Source organism: Actinomyces weissii, assembly GCF_016598775.1.
Taxonomy (GTDB): domain Bacteria; phylum Actinomycetota; class Actinomycetes; order Actinomycetales; family Actinomycetaceae; genus Actinomyces; species Actinomyces weissii.
The window spans coordinates 2,402,561-2,418,113 of sequence record NZ_CP066802.1; the positions used below are offsets into that span (position 1 = coordinate 2,402,561).

At 71.6% G+C, this 15,553-nt stretch carries 5 protein-coding genes and 2 tRNA genes; all 7 read right to left on the reverse strand.

The genetic code is table 11. The features are described 5' to 3' along the window. Window positions 1-202 precede the first annotated feature (202 nt). Window positions 203-6,289 (reverse strand): pullulanase-type alpha-1,6-glucosidase, encoded by a 6,087-nt coding sequence (pulA, locus tag JG540_RS10680; protein ID WP_200275644.1) that lies wholly within the window; start codon window positions 6,287-6,289, stop codon window positions 203-205. A gap of 231 nt (window positions 6,290-6,520) precedes the next feature. After that, window positions 6,521-8,347: an ABC transporter ATP-binding protein gene (locus JG540_RS09635; RefSeq protein WP_200275645.1), complete on the reverse strand. Its 1,827-nt coding sequence runs from the start codon at window positions 8,345-8,347 to the stop codon at window positions 6,521-6,523. Continuing rightward, window positions 8,344-10,512, reverse strand: a complete 2,169-nt coding sequence (locus JG540_RS09640) for an ABC transporter transmembrane domain-containing protein (RefSeq protein WP_200275647.1) — start codon at window positions 10,510-10,512, stop codon at window positions 8,344-8,346. Before JG540_RS09640 ends, JG540_RS09635 begins: the two co-directional genes overlap by 4 nt. Before the next feature lie 830 nt (window positions 10,513-11,342). Next, window positions 11,343-11,418, reverse strand: a tRNA-Arg gene (locus tag JG540_RS09645). Between the two features lie 247 nt (window positions 11,419-11,665). Further along, window positions 11,666-13,309, reverse strand: a complete 1,644-nt coding sequence (locus JG540_RS09650) for a dienelactone hydrolase family protein (RefSeq protein ID WP_200275649.1) — start codon at window positions 13,307-13,309, stop codon at window positions 11,666-11,668. A gap of 312 nt (window positions 13,310-13,621) precedes the next feature. After that, window positions 13,622-13,711, reverse strand: a tRNA-Ser gene (locus JG540_RS09655). 147 nt (window positions 13,712-13,858) lie between these two features. Next, window positions 13,859-15,415: an SLC13 family permease gene (locus JG540_RS09660; RefSeq protein ID WP_200275651.1), complete on the reverse strand. Its 1,557-nt coding sequence runs from the start codon at window positions 15,413-15,415 to the stop codon at window positions 13,859-13,861. Window positions 15,416-15,553: the final 138 nt, after the last annotated feature.

The window sequence follows — 15,553 nt, forward strand, 5'->3', positions numbered from 1 at the left end:
GATCGTCAACAAGGTAACGCCCTGCAACACCGCCTGCAACAAGCTGTAACTCGTTACAACCGCATAGTTCTGCGCCAAAACAGGACTGTGCCTGAAGCACCTATAAGCCTTGCCGACATATACACCGCGGCGCGAGCAGGGTTCCCAACCACCCTGCTCGCGCCGAGGCGTACCAGACGGCCCGCGGACCGCCGACCTGGGCTCAGGCCCGGCGCCGCCGTCGCACCGCCAGCGTCCCGGCGGCCACCAGGCCACCCGCCACCAGCAGCAGCCCGACCACGTTCGCACCCGTGACCGGCAGCCCCTTACCCGGCTTGCCGGACTGGCCCGGGGCGCCCACACCTGGGGTGGCCGGGGCGGTGGCCAGCGGGGTCCCGGGGGCGGTGGCCAGCGGCGTGGGGGTGGGCGTGGGCTGCGGGGCCGCCTGCCCACCCTCCTGGACCTCCACGAAGACGGCGGTCGTGCGCGCGGGCACGCTCACGGTCCCGGTGGCCAGGTCGAAGGTGGCGGACCTGACCACCTCGTCCGCGCCCTCCAGCTGCACGGTGTGCAGGGTGAAGCGGCGGCCCACCAGCTCCGGCAGGGTCTGGGTGGTCTCCTTGGCGGAGGCGTTGACCACCGTCAGCACGCCCGCCAGCCTGGGGTCGACGTCGCCGTCAGCGGAGCGCTCTGCGGTAGGCCGGTCGTCCACCAGCATGTTGATGACGCCGGGCTGGGCGTGGCTCCCGGAGCCGGGGAAGGTCACCTTGGCCTTGACCAGCTCGGCCGAGCCCAGGGAGAACAGCGGCGTGGACCTGCGGATGCGCAGCAGGTCCAGCGCCTGGGCCTTGGAGGCCGCGATATCCGCCGGGCCGGGCTTGAGGGACGGGTCGGCCAGCAGGGGCCGCATGAGCTCCCACTTGGCCTTGTTCGGGCCCGCCACCGGCAGCCCCTTGCCGAAGCCGTTGTCCTGGCCGCTCCAGTCGATCGCGTTGAAGTAGTCGCCGGAGTTGTAGGAGTCCCGGTCCAGGGACTTGGAGCGCAGGATCTCGGTGCCCGCCGCCCAGAAGGCCGGGGACTGGCCCAGCGCCACCGTGGACAGGCTGACCGTGTTCATGCGAACCCGGTCGGCCATGGAGGTGCCCACCGGCAGCTTGTAGACCCCCAGGTCGTAGAGGGTCTCGTTGTCGTGGGCGTCCACGTAGTTGACGCTCTCCTGCGGCTGGCTGGCGTAGCCCGCGCTCTGGCCGTTGTAGTCGAGCTCGGAGCCCTTCTTCACCGAGCCGTCAGCCGTGACCAGCTCGTAGTCCTTGAGGTTGCCCGCCATGCCCAGCTTGACCAGGTCCGTGTTGTGCAGCAGGCTCGCCCGCTCCTCCTCCTCGGTGCGGCCGGACAGGCCGGAGGGGTCGGTGTACTGGCCGGTGCCGAAGCCCTGGTTCACGCGGTGGTCGGCGTCGAAGGGGCCGCCCCCGTGCACGCCGTCGCGCAGCCGGTCGTTGAAGGACCCGATGCCGGTGCCGTCCAGCTGGCCCTGGCGGGCCTGCGGGAACAGGGCGTCGTCCTTGACCTCACCGAAGTTCCAGCCCTCGCCGTACAGGTAGATGGCCTTGCCGTCCACGCCGTCAGCCTCCACGGTCAACTGGTCCAGGGCGGCACGCACCCGCTGCATGGTGCCTGCCGAGTGGTGGCCCATCAGGTCAAAGCGGAAGCCGTCCACCTTGTACTGCTTGGCCCACAGGACCACCGAGTCCACCATGAGCCGCTCCATGAGGGCGTTCTCGGTGGCGGTGTTGGAGCAGCAGGTGGAGGTCTCCACCGCGCCCTTGGCGTTGAGGCGCTGGTAGTAGCCGGGCACCACCCGGTCCAGCACCGCGGTGGGCGCCTGCCCGGAGGTGGTGGTGTGGTTGTAGACCTCATCCAGGACCACCTGCAGGCCGGTGGCGTGCAGCGCCCCCACCATCTGGCGGAACTGGTAGGTGCGGTCCCCGCCGTCCTGGTGCCCGTCGGTGGCGTAGGAGCCCTCCGGGGCGGAGTAGTGGTAGGGGTCGTAGCCCCAGTTGTAGGCGTCGGTCTCCGCGGTGGAGGCCACCGCCGCCTGCTGGGCCTCGTCGGCGGGACCAGCCTGGGGCACCTGGGCGGTCTGCTGCTGGCTGCGGTCCTCGCGCACCGTGGCGATGTCGAAGGTGGGCAGCAGGTGCACGGTGTTGATCCCGGCCTCCGCCAGCGCCTTCAGGTGCTGCATGCCCTGGGAGTCGCTGCGGGTGAAGGCCAGGTAGGTGCCCCGCTCCTCCTGGGGGACGCTCTGGTCCCCGGCGGAGAAGTCCCGCACGTGCAGCTCGTAGATGCTGCGGGCGGAGTCGTTGACGACGGCGGGGGCCTGGGCGCTGCGCCACTGCTCGGGGGCCAGCTCCGGGTGGGCCAGGTCCACGGCCACCGAGCGGGTGGAGTCCACGGTCAGGGCCACCGAGTAGGGGTCGGTGATGGTGTTGACCTCAACCTTGCCGGTGGTGGGGGCGTAGACCTTGACCTCCCACAGGTACTGGCTGCCAGCGGTGATCTTGCCGTCCGTGTTGGCCACGGTCCAGCGGCCGTCCTGGCCGCGCACGGCCTCGTGGCGCACGGCGTCACCGGCGGCCAGGGGGGCGGAGCCGGTGGCCTGGCCCGTCTCCCAGGTCAGCAGGGTGACGGCCTGGGCGGTCGGGGCCCACAGGGCGAAGTCCGGGCGCTCCCCGTCCCAGGTGACTCCCAGGGGCGCCTGGCCCGCGGCCTGGGCGTACAGGGCGTCAAGCACGGGCGCGGTCTGCACGCCGGTGACGGCCTGGACCTTGGCGTCCTTGGTCTGGGTGACCAGCAGCTGGCCGCTGAGGGCCTTCTCCACGGCCGCCCGGTCCAGGACGCCACCGGTGCTCAGGGCGATGTAGCCCAGCAGGTTCGGGCGGGCCTTGACGGCGTCCTCCGGCAGGTCGCCGGTGACGGTCAGGTCCGTGCTGGTGACCTCGCCGGTGACCCCCTCCGGAGTGGCGACGGCACTGGCGTCGCTGGAGGCGACCAGCTTCCAGCTCAGCCCGGCGTTGCCGGAGGCTACCGCCTGCTCGCGGGTGACGCCCTCCGGCAGGAGGGAGACCGGCCAGGCCAGGGTCTGCTCGTCCACCCAGTAGGCGCGCTGCTCGCCGGCGCCGGGCAGCGGCGGGTCAGCCGCCTCGATCTTGAGCAGGTGGGTGGCCAACGTGTAGGTGAAGACGACCTCCTTGCCGCCGGTGACGGAGAAGGAGTAGTTCTGGCCGCCCTTGACGCCGTCGACCCCGTAGTTCTCGTCCCAGGACTGGTTGTGGGCCACCTTGACCTCGTAGGAGCCGGAGGGGATCTGGTCGGTGCGGAAGGTCCAGGTGCCGTCACCGTTAGGGGTCATGACGCTGGCCAGGCAGGCGGGCTGCCAGTTGCCGTCACCCTGGGTGCAGCCCAGGGCCTTCTGGAAGGAGCCCGGCAGGGTGATGACCGGGTCGGTGGCGTTGTTCCACACACGGTGGCTGCGGGCGTCGTAGAAGAAGGTGACCTTCCCGCCCGGGGAGCGGTAGCGGATGTTTTCGCCGCCCGCGACGCCGTTCGCGCCGTAGTTCTCGTCCCAGGAGCCGCCGATAGCGACCTTGTAGTCCCACTCCCCGGCGGGGATCTCAAAGGTGCCGGTGTAGAGCCTGGACTCAGGGTCCTGGGTGAGGCGGGCCTCCTTGCAGTCCGGGGCCCAGTCGGTGCCGCAGCCCATCTCGGTGTTGTGGCTGCCGGGGACGGTCACCTCCAGGCCGTCGATGGGGGCGGCGGGCGGGGCCGGTGGGGCCACGCCGGTGAGGTCCGCACCCACGACGGCGGTGGTGGACACGGCCGCCTTGCCGCCTGCGGCGTCCACGGTCACGGCCCGCAGCTCCAGGACGGTGCCGGTGGCCAGGGCGGACAGGTCCGCGAAGACGCGCGGGGTGTCGTCCTCAGCGGTGCCGATGGTGGTCCACTGGCTGGTGCCCAGGGGGCGGTAGGAGAAGGTGGTCTCCGCCCAGCGGTGGGCGGTGGTGGTGGCGGCGACCTCCGCGGTGGGGCCGGATAGGTCGGCGCCCGCCGGGGTGGTGAAGGTGACCTCCGGGCTGCCTGAGGCCACCTGCCGGTCCGCCTTGAGGACCACCGCGGACAGGGCCGGGACCGTGAGGGTCACGGAGCCAGCGGCGTCGGCGCTGAGGCTCTCGCTGCGACCGTGGAGCGCGGTGTAGGTGGCGCCGGGGGTCAGGGTGCTGAAGGTTGCGGTGGCGGCCTCGGTGGAGTTGTTCAGGGCCACCAGGTACTCGGTCTTCTCGGTGCGGTCCACGCGGGCCAGGGCGTAGACCCCGGCGTCGTCGTGGGCGTAGAGCTCCACCTGGCTGCCGGAGGCCAGGGCCTTGTGGCTGGCGCGCAGCGTAGCCAGGGCGGAGATGTGCTGGTAGAGCGGGGTGGCGGTGGAGTAGCGCTCCGTGGCGCCCGCGTTGCTGCCGTCCACCAGGGGCTGGTTGGCGTAGGCGGCCACCTGGGTGGCGAACATGTCCTGGCGGGCGGCCTTGTCGCCGCCGGTGCCCGCGAAGCCCTGCTCGTCGCCGTAGTAGACGACCGGCTGGCCGCGGGTCAGGTACATGAGGGAGTGGGCCAGCTGGTCACGCTGCAGGTTCTCGGCGGAGCCGGCCCCGCCCGCCAGCAGGTAGCCAATGCGGCCCATGTCGTGGTTGCCCAGGAAGGTGGGCTGGGCGTACACGGAGGAGTGGGCGGTGGTGTAGTAGTCGTCCGTGCTGAACAGCTTGCTCAGGTTGTTGGTGGGCCGCCCCTTGGCGAAGCCCAGGGCGCTGGCCTGGAAGGCGAAGTCCAGGGTGGCGTCCATGCCGGTGCGGCGCGAGTAGGGGCTGGTCTTGGTGGCGTCGGCGTCGTAGACCTCACCGAAGGTGAAGAAGCCGGGATTCTTGGTGGCGGCGTGGGCGTCGATGGCCTTGGTCCACTGCTGCCAGAACTCGAAGTTCACGTGCTTGGCGGTGTCGATGCGGAAGCCGTCCACCCCGAAGTCGATCCAGGCCTTGTAGACCTCCTCAAAGGTCTGCTCCACCTTGGGGTTCTCGGTCATGAGGTCGTCCAGGCCCACGAAGTCGCCCATGGTCACGGACTCGCCCGCCCAGGTGGAGTCGCCCCGGTTGTGGTACAGGGTGACGTCGTTTAGGGCCTCGGGGACGACCTGGCCGCGGCGCACCGGGGTGTAGGGGAAGGAGGTGGCGGCGTCCAGGGTGGGGAAGGGCTCGGTGTTGGCCAGGGCGGAGACGTCCACCACCTGGCCGGAGGCGTCCTTGTACGGCTTGGTGGCGGTGTCTACGTAGGTGTAGGTCTTCTCCTGGTAGTCGATCAGGTCCGCGGTGTGGTTGGTGACGATGTCCAGGTAGAGGCGCATGCCGCGGGCGTGCAGGGCGTCACGCAGCTCGGCCAGGGCGGCGTTGCCACCCAGGTGCGGGTCGATGCTGGTGAAGTCGGTGATCCAGTAGCCGTGGTAGCCAGCGGACTGGTTCTCCCCCTCCCCCTGCACCGGCTGGTTGGTGAAGGAGGGGGTCAGCCAGACGGCGGTGGTACCCAGGGACTGGATGTAGTCCAGCTTGTCGATGATCCCGCGCAGGTCGCCGCCGTGGTAGTAGCCCTCGTTAGTGGGGTCGAAGCCGGTGACGCCGGGCCCGCCGGTCAGGCCGCCCTGGTCGTTGCTGGGGTCGCCGTTGGCGAAGCGGTCGGTGAGCACGAAGTAGAAGTGCTCGTTCATGCCCTGACGCACGGGGGCGGCCACCAGGGCGTCGTCGGCGGCGGTGTAGGCGCCGGTGGGCTCCGCGGCGCGCAGGCCCAGGCGGTGGCTGGTGCGGTCCCAGGTGAAGGTCAGCTTGGCAGGGCCCGCCAGCGTCACGGGGATGTTCTCCCCGCCTGCGGCGCCGTTCCTGCCGTAGGACAGGTCCCAGGTGCCGTTGAGGGCCACCTTGATCTCGTACTTCCCGGCGGGAACGTCGGCGGTGTAGCTGTAGACGCCGTCGCCGTCGGGGTCGGTCATGGCTGTGGTGGTGCAGGCGGGGGCCCAGTCCTCCGCGCAGCCCAGCTCGTTCTGCAGGCTGCCCACCAGCGTCACCGAGCTGATGGCGTCCTCAGCGCGGGCGGGGCTGGTGGCCGTGGTGGAGGTGACGACGCCGGTCAGGGCCAGGGCGGCGGCGCTGAGCAGCGCGCTGGCACGAGCCAGCCCTGGCCGCCGAGCAGGCCCGGACAGGAGGGTTCGCAAACGTCGCATAAGCCTTCGGACTCCTTCGTCACAACGCGGGGAAACCGGTAGAGGAGGAAGCACCGGGGAGTGTGCGCCCTCTCACTACCAGGGATCAGCCGAGACTACGTCACGGCGGTCAATTTTGCAATGCGCTGCAAGGTTTGCAGGCGGGGCTGCAAGGAGAGCTGGCCCCCCTTCCTGCCACCCCGCCTGCAGCCCCGCCTGACGCACCCCTGCGCCCAGGGACCGGCCCACCGTTCAGTGGCTGGTCCAGGCCTCCCACAGCTGGTGGTACTCGCCCCGGGCGGCCACCAGCTCGGCGTGGGTACCCACCTCCACGATCCGCCCGTCGATCACCACGGCCACCCGGTCGGCAGCCGCGGCGGTGTCCAGGCGGTGGACGATCGCCACCACGGTGCGCCCCGCCAGCACGGCGTCCAGGGCCTGTTCCGCCGAGCGGGCCACCGCCGGGTCCAGCAGGCTGGTGGCCTCGTCCAGAACCAGGGTGCCGGGGTCCAGCAGCACGATGCGGGCCAGCGCCACCTGCTGGGCCTGGCCCGGGTCCAGGGGCACGCCCCCGGCCCCGACCAGCGTCTCCAGCCCGTCCGAGAGCCCCGCCACCCAGGGCAGCGCGCCCACCGCGTCCAGCGCCGCGTTGAGCTGCTCATCCGTGGCCGTGGCGCAGGCCACCCGCAGGTTGTCGGCCAAGGTGCCCGCGAAGACGTGGTGCTCCTGGGTCACCAGGGCTACCTGCCGGTGCAGCGCCGCCTCGGTCAGGGAGGTCAGGTCCACGCCCTGATCGTCTGTGCCCTGGTCACCTGTGCCCTGGCCGCCCGCGTCCTGGCCGTCGGCGCCAGGACCGTCCGCAGAGCCACCGCCCACAGTCACCCGCCCCGCCGTCGGCGGGTGCACCCCGGCCAGCAGCCGCCCCAGGGTGGACTTGCCTGAGCCTGAGGGCCCCACCACCGCCAGGCGCTCCCCCGGCACCAGCTCCAGGTCCACCTGGTGGAGCACGTCGTGTCCCTCCCGGTAGGCGTAGGAGACCCCGCGCAGACGCGGCGGCGCCGGCAGGGCGTGCGCGCAGGTGGGCTGCCGGTCCGGCTCCACCAGCTCCACCCCCACCACGCGGGCCAGCGCCGTCGAGGCAGTCTGCAAGGAGTCCACCCAGAAGGTCAGCTCGTGCACCGGCCCACGCAGGGCCACCGAGTACAGGGCCACCGCAGTGACCGCCCCCAGGCTGACCTGGCCCTGCCCGTGCAGCCAGGCACCCCACACCAGGGTCGCCAGCAGCGGCAGGGCCGAGGCCACCTCCAAGGCCCCCAGCAGCAGGCAGCGCAGCCACATGGTGTAGCGCTCCGCCTGCCAGACCTCCGCCATCAGGCGGTCCGTCACCTGGTTGCGACGCCGCCCCAGGTCCTGGGCGTCCACGGTCTGCGCCTGCTCACCGGTCTCCGCGATCGCGCCGTTGACCTCCGCCCACAGGGCGTTCATGGCCTGGTAGGCGGGCACGGCGCGGCGCAGGTACCAGCGCACCACCGGCACCGCCAAGGCCGCCGTCAGCATGCCCAGCCCCAGCAGCGGTGAGGTGAGCAGCGCGGCCACCACCACCGAGCCGATAGTCAGGGCGATCACCACCACCTGGCTGATCCCGCGCTGCACCACCCGGCGGATCGAGTCCAGGTCATGGCTGGTGCGCCCTAGCAGGTCACCGGTACCAGCGGCCTCCACCACGCTCAGCGGCAGGTGCATGACCGTGTGGACCAGCCGCTCACGCATCTGCGAGAACAACCGCTCCCCCAGGACCCGCGCCTGGTACTCCCCCAGGCCGGTCAGGGCGGCGTTGCCTGCTGCCAGGGCCACCACCAGGACGATCAGGACCCGCAGCTGGCTGGCGGCACCCGCCCCACCGGCGGACACGGCGTCAACCATGGCACCCAGCAGGCGGGGGATCCCCACCGCGGTCACCGCAGCCGCCAGCTGCACCAGCGCCACCACGACGACGGCGCGCCGGTGCTCCGCCAGCAGGCTCAGGAAACGACGGCGGACGGCGGGGCCGTCAGCCACCGGCAGCCTCTTGGTGCTCATGCCTGACCTCCCTCAAGCGGTGCAACGGCCTGGTTTGGCTCGGCCCCGCGTCCCACCACCGCGGTGTAGGCCGCCAGGGCCGACAGCTGGTGGTGGGTGCCGCGCGCCAGCTCGCGGGGCGGCCCCTCCCCGCCCGGCTCCAGGAGCACCACCTCGTCGCAGCGCCCCAGCAGCAGCGGGGAGGTGGAGACCAGCACCGTCGTCAGCCCTGCCCGCTCCGCGCGCAGCCGCTGCGCCACCAGGTCCTCCGTGTGCGAGTCCAAGGCGCTGGTGGGCTCCACCAGCACCAGCACCGGGCTGCGGCGGGCCACCGCGCGGGCCAGGGCCAGGCGCTGGCGCTGCCCCCCGGACAGGTTGCGGGCCTTCTCCGTGAGCTGCCCCTCCAGGCCCCCCAAGGAGTCCAGCACGTCCCCGGCGGCGGCCACGTGCAGCGCACGCTGCGCCGTCTGCCGCTGGCTGTCAGTGAGCTCCACCGGCAGCTGTTCCGCCTCGTCGCGCACCGCCCCGCAGTACTGGGGGATCAGCGTGGCCAGCTCCCGCTGCGGGGCGAGCGGCACCGCCTCCCCCAGCACCTCCGCGGCCAGCGGCCCGGCGAAGCCCTCCGCGTGCGCCCCGGATACCAGCACCGTGGAGCGCACCTCCGTCAGAGGCACGTGGCGCAGGTCCGTGCCGCCCAGGGTGACCGCGGCCTCGTCGTCGGGGCGGCCCAGGCGCTCCGCCAGGGCGGCAGAGACCGCGGGCTGGGCACAGACCAGGGCGGTCATCAGCCCGCCGCGCAGACGCACCCCCGTGGTGGCGTCCAGCAGGTCACCGCGCGGGTCCAGGCGGGTGCCGGGCCGCACGGCGTCGTCAGAGACCAGGGGCTCCACGGCGGCCACCTGGGTGGTCTTCTTGGCGGCCACCCAGGCGCGGGTCATGTACTGCATCAGGTCCGCTAGCGCCCCCAGCGGCCAGATCAGGAAGGTGGTGTAGCCGTAGAAGGTCACGAACTCACCCACGCTGATGCGCCCGCTCAGCGCCGCCTGGGCGGTGGCCCCCACCACCACGGCGGTCAGCAGCATCGGGGCGCCGCTGCGGATCGCCGCCAGGGCGGCCGTGGTACGCGCCACCTGGAAGCCCGCGTCGCGCACACGGGCGGACTGCTGGGCGTAGCGCTGGGAGTAGATGTCCTCGCCGCCGATCCCACGCAGCACCCGCAGCCCGGCCACGACGTCGGTGGTGACGGTGGTGAGCCGCCCCTGCTCCTCACGCTGGGCGGACATGCGGCGGTTCAGGGGCCGGACCAGGGCCCCCACCCCCAGCAGCACCAGCGGCAGGCCCAGCAGCACCAGCGCCCCCAGGGCCGGGTCCAGGCGGATCATCAGGACGCCGACGACCACGGTGGAGACCAGGGAGCCGGTGACGTTGATGAGGAAGAACAGCAGCGCGCCCAGCCAGTCCGAGTCCGAGACCGCCGTGGAGACGACGTCGCCGCTGGGGATCTGCCGGGTGACGGCACGCGGGTAACGGCCCAGGCGGTGGGCCACCCCGCGGGCGGTGGGCTGCCAGCCCTGGTTCCAGGCACCCATGCCCAGCACCTCGCCGGAGGCGCTGGCCAGCACGCCCAGGAGCATCAGCCCGACCAGGGCGGCCAGGCCCGGCCACAGCCGGGCGCTCAGGCCGTGGGCCAGGCCGTTGTCCACCAGCCAGCCCAGCACGGGTGGGACGAAGGCCGCCACCAGGTAGCCCAAGGAACTCATCAGGGCCGCGGCCAGCAGCGTCGGGGCGGAGGCGCGCAGCAGCGCCCGCAACCAGGCCGAGGGGCGGTTGGCGAAGGCGGCGGTCAGGGCCGGGACGGGCTGCTCAGGCACCAGCAGGAAGCCGGGCCAACGGCTGGGCATCCACGCCAGGGGGATAGCGGTGGGGGCTGGGGAGGTTGTGGCGGCGCTGGTGGTCTCGGGGGTTTCGGGGGACGCTCCGACGGCGGCAGGCACCTGGGCGGAGTCCCGGGCGAGCATGGTGCCCGGGGCGGTGGTTGCGGCCCTGCGGCCCGTGGCGGTGGCGTTGGTCTTGCCGTCAGTGACGGCGCTGGTCTTGCCGTCGGCCGTGGTGGCGTCGGTGGCAGTGTCCTCCTGCGGGGGCACGGGTGGTGTCTTGGGCGTACTTGTTCCGGGGGTGGCGGGCATAACTGTCCTTACTGGTCCTTGGCTTTTCCGCACCCGGGCGCGAGCAGGGCTCAGCTGGCTGGGGTGCGCTTAGGTCACGCCGTCGGCCTTAGCGGCAGCGAGGGCGTTGGCGGCGGTCCGGACGTGCCGGAGCGCCTTCAGACAAAGACAAGCATCATGCGCATGGGGGTCAGGCTAGAGCGCCGGGCGGCCTGACTGCAAGAGGTGGGCAGTATCAGGTGAATGCGGCTCCGGCTCGTCCTACGGGCACGACCCCGGCTGCCCCTGGTGGGCTGGGCAGCGCGGGAGCTGTCACTGGCGGAGGGCTAGAAGCCCTGGCACCGACCACTGAACCTTCAACCACCGCGGAATCAAGCCAAAAACTCCCCCACCCCAGCACCCGGGAAGTGCTCTAAGCCTCCACCAGTGACAAAACGCGCCCACCCAGGCACCACAAGACCCACCAGACCAAGACAGGCGCCACAAAATGCCCCCGGGACAGCCCACGCCCACCCGACCCAGCCAACACCGGACCGCACGACCCCACCACACCCGAACCACACACATTCACACCGATAACCCGGGTTCACCGGTGCGAGCGCGGGTTCACCGGTGCGAGCGCGGGTTTCACGGGTCCGGGCCCGGGTTTCACGCTCCCGACGCGGCCCGAAGCCACATCGGCGCAACGCACTCCGCGCCCACGCAACCGGCCCGCTTCAGCAAGACTGAACCCGCGCCTACCCCCAGAAAGCACGTCAACGGGACTGAACCCGCACCCGCTGGCGGGCCTTAAGCAGCCGGGAGAATGGAAAACGCCCCGCTTCCGACTGTTGCAGCCGATAGCAGGGCGTTGGTGCGCCAGGAGGGACTCGAACCCCCAACCTTCTGATCCGTAGTCAGATGCTCTATCCATTGAGCCACTGGCGCATGTCGTTTCCGACGCGGAAGACTTTACCCGCGTCCACGTTTCCCACCAAACCGCCAGGCCGTGAACCGTGGCACAAACCCGCCCCGGCTCGCCCTCCGGCCCTAGGGACGGACCGCGGCCCCGGCCAGTCCCAGCACGGCCTGTCCAGCCGCGGCCCCGGCCAGCCCCCTAAGCGCTCACGGCCCACGCCACCGTCAGTCGTGCACCCCCGCCCACAGCCCGCCGACGCCGCCGCCTCGCCCGCTTCTAGCCACGGAAGTCCACGCCGCGCAGCTCCACCGGGTGATCGAGGGCCTGCACCCGCACGCTGGTGACCGTCGTGGCCGTGACGCGCTCAGGCAGCTCCAGGCGGACCGTGCCGAGCTGGTACACGCCGTTGTCCGCCTGCGTGGCCCGGTTCCGCAAGGCCGGGTCCGTGGCCTCAACCACCTGCACGTACTCGCCGCCGTCGGCCAGCCCGAGCGTGACGGTCAGCGCGGAGCCCGGTCCGGGGTAGGTGCCGGAGGGCGAGACGTGCAGGGCCATGCCCCGCGCGCCACTGACCTCTACGGAGGCGGTGGCGTCCGTCAGCCGGTTGACCGTCGTGAGGACCTGGACGACTCCGCTGTCCGGCTCCGGGCAGGCGTCGGCCGGGGGCTCGGGGTCCATCGGGTCAGCGTGGGTGCACAGGAGGGCGCTGTCAGTGCCGCTGGCCGTGAACTGGGCGGCGTCGACCCAGGCCAGCGCCCCGGGGGTGGCCGCCAGCCAGCGCACCGGCAGGTCAGCCAGGGTGGTGGGCAGCGGCTGGTCGGAGTGGCGGGGCAGGGCCGTCTGGGCACCCTGCAGGTTGGCCGCCAGCCAGTCCAGCGCGACGGCGGCCAGCAACCGCTCGTGGGCTGCGGCGTCAGGGCAGTCCCGCTCGTCGCAGCCGAGCCGGTCGTCCGTACCCGCGCTGCTGGCCGTCCGGTTGACGTACATGTGCCCCAGGCCGGGCACGGTGGCCACGGCAGCCGGGTGCTGGCGGGGCTGGTTGAGGTAGTGGCCGAGCCACAGGTTGGCGGAGGCGCCGACGTCGGCGTCGGCCTCACCCACGACCGCCAGGTAAGGGACGTCGGCGGGGGCGGGGCTGATCTCCGAGAGCTCTACCGTGTCATATGCAGGACCGTAGGCCAGGACCGCCTTGAGGGCGGCAGCCCCGAAGAGCTCCTGGGCGGGCGCCACCACCTGGCCCGAACGGGAGTGGACCACCAGGCCCACGTTCTGGGTGTCCACCCCAGCGGGCAGCTCCACGCCCAGGCCCTGGGCGGCGGCGGGGGCGGTCAGCTCCTGCACGAACCGGCCGACCACCTCCCGCCACATCTGCTTCTGGTCGTAGGGCGCGGCGGTGTCGGCGCCGATGAACAACCCGCCCAGGTCCGGGACGATCACGGTGTATCCCGCGGCGGCCAGGGCCTCCCCCAGGTAGCCCATGCCGTGGTCGTAGCGGTTCTCTGCCACGCCCTCCGGGCAGGGGTAGGCCAGGGTGCCGTCGGCACAGTTCGGCGCGCGCAGGTGCGAGACCACCACCAGGGGGGTGGCGGCGTCAGCTTCCTTGGGGGTGATGACCTGGCCGCGTGCCGGGGCGGCGTAGCTGCCAGCGGTCACGTTGCCGAAGTCGACGTCGATGACGCTGGACCTGCCGTCCGCGCTGTCGGTGACCGACCAGGGCGCAGGGGCGCGGTCAGGGGCGGCGTGCGGCCCGTCGGCGCCCTGGTCGCCCTGGCCACTGGGGGCCTCGGGCAGACCGGCGTCGGTCGGGGAGGCGGTGGCCGAGCCGTCAGTGGCGGGCTGGACAGCGCAACCCGCCACCAGGAGGGCAGCGAGCAGGCTGGCTGCCAGGCAGCGGAGCGGCCGCTTGGGGAGCTGGGTCATGTCAGTCCGTTCTTCGGTCCTGCGGTGGGGTGGCGCAGGAGATGAGGCTATGCCCGGACTATGGCAGGTGACCGGCGGCGGCGCCTAGGGAGTCCGGCCCCCAAAGACGCGGCTCGTTAGCGCCGTAAGCGTGCTGGAGCGACACACCCCCACCTAACGCACCCGACCGGCTCAGGGAGCGCCACGACGCCGCACGCCCTACTCGCCGTAGGCCACCATAGTCACGGACGCGAGCCTAGCGCCCGCCGCAGATACCAGGGGCCTCACTCAGCGGACCCCATCTGGGGTGATTCTCGTTGTGATTCCAACGTTTGGCGGAGACGGGGAGATTCGAACTCCCGAGGGGTTTTATCCCCAACCTTCTTAGCAGGAAGGCGCACTAGGCCACTATGCGACGTCTCCTTGCGCTGCATGAGCAGCAGCAGCCTACCGGTCCAGCCGCCCCACGGCAAAACGCGGCGGGGTGCGGCCCCAGACACACTGGGCCACGCAGCCGCCCCGCGCCGCAGGGCACCAGCCCCGGGACCGGCCTGCGGCGTCGTCGAGCAGCTAGAGGGCGATTCCCAGCACCGGCACACCCAGCAGCATGACAGCCAAGGTGATAAGCGCCACTCCAGCCAGGTTCAGCCACACACCTGCGCGGATCATCGCACCCATCTCCACGTATCCCGAGCCGTAGGCGATGGCGTTGGGGGGCGTGGCCACCGGCAGCATGAAGGCGCAGGTGGCGGCCAGGGCCACCGGCACCACCAGCAGCAGCGGGTCCGCCCCGATCCCCACAGCCACCCCGCCCATGATGGGCAGGAAGGCGGCGGCGGTGGCGGTGTTGGAGGTCAGCTCAGTCAGGAAGATCACCATGACCCCTACCGCTGCGACCACCAGCACCACCGGCAGGGCGGACAGGGACTTGGCCCCCTCGCCGATCCACAGGCTCAGCCCCTGCTTGGAGAACTCGGAGGACAGGGCCAGGCCCCCACCGAAGAGCAGCAGCACGTCCCAGGGCAGGTCCTTGGCGGTCTCCCAGTCCAGCAGACGCACACCGTGGTGGCCGGGGGCAGGCAGGATGAACAGCAGCAGCGCCACCACCATGGCGATGATCTCGTCGTTGACGCCAGAGCCGGGCAGGAGCGTGGGCAGCAGGGACCAGGACAGGGCGGCGCCCACGAAGATGATCCCCACGGCCACCTCCCCGCTGGACCAGCGCCCCAGCGCCCGCAGCTCGTTGCGGATCAGCTCCTTGCCGCCCGGGATCTCGTCCAGCTCGGGCTTGAACAGCACGTAGGTCAGCAGCCACCAGGCCAGCAGCATGAAGACGACGGCCAGCGGCACCCCCACCAGCATCCACTGGCCGAAGCCGATGGTGATGTCGTGGTTCTCCTTGAGGTAGGCGATCAGCAGCGTGTTGGGCGGGGTGCCGATGATCGTGCCGAGCGAGCCGATAGAGGCGGCGTAGGCGATGCCCAGCATCAGCCCGGTGGCGAAGTTGTTCTGCTTGCCACCACCCTTGGCCAGCTGTCCCGTAAGCATGAGGATCGAGGTGCCGATGGGCAGCATCATGACGGCGGTGGCGGTGTTGGAGACCCACATGGACAGGAAGCCGGTGGCCACCATGAAGCCGAGCACCAGCATCCGGGGCCTGACCCCGACCGCCAGGACCGTGAGCAGGGCGATGCGCCGGTGCAGGTTCCAGCGCTGCATGGCCAGGGCCAGCATGAACCCGCCCATGAACAGGAAGATCGTGCCGGAGGCGTAGGGGGCGGCGGTGTTCTTGAAGCTGTCCACCTGCAGCAGCGGGAACATGACCAGGGGCACCAGGGCGGTGGCGGCCAGGGGGATGGCCTCGGTCATCCACCAGGCACCCATGAGGATCGCGGCGGCGGCGGTCAGGCGCAGGCCGTGCTCGGTCATGCCCTTGGCCTTCTCGGGCCCGGCGGCGGCCACGACCTGGTCGATGGCGTCGGCGGGCAGCAGGTAGTAGGCGCAGACTGCCAGCAGCAGGCCGCCCAGCAGGCCCACCAGGCGGCGCCCGCGCTGGGTGCCGGTGGGTGGGGTGGCCTCGTTGCCGGTGGAGTGGCTGGTTGACTCGTGTGTGATGGGCGTGCTCATCCGGGGACCTCGCGACGTCGTTGGCGGCTGGTTGGAGCCCTTCGCTCAACGGCCCGCACCGGGGTGCAGGCCTCAGGCCTGTAGGACCTAGGTCACAGTATGCGGCACGGGCTACCGTCTCGTCAGAGTTTTGGTGAA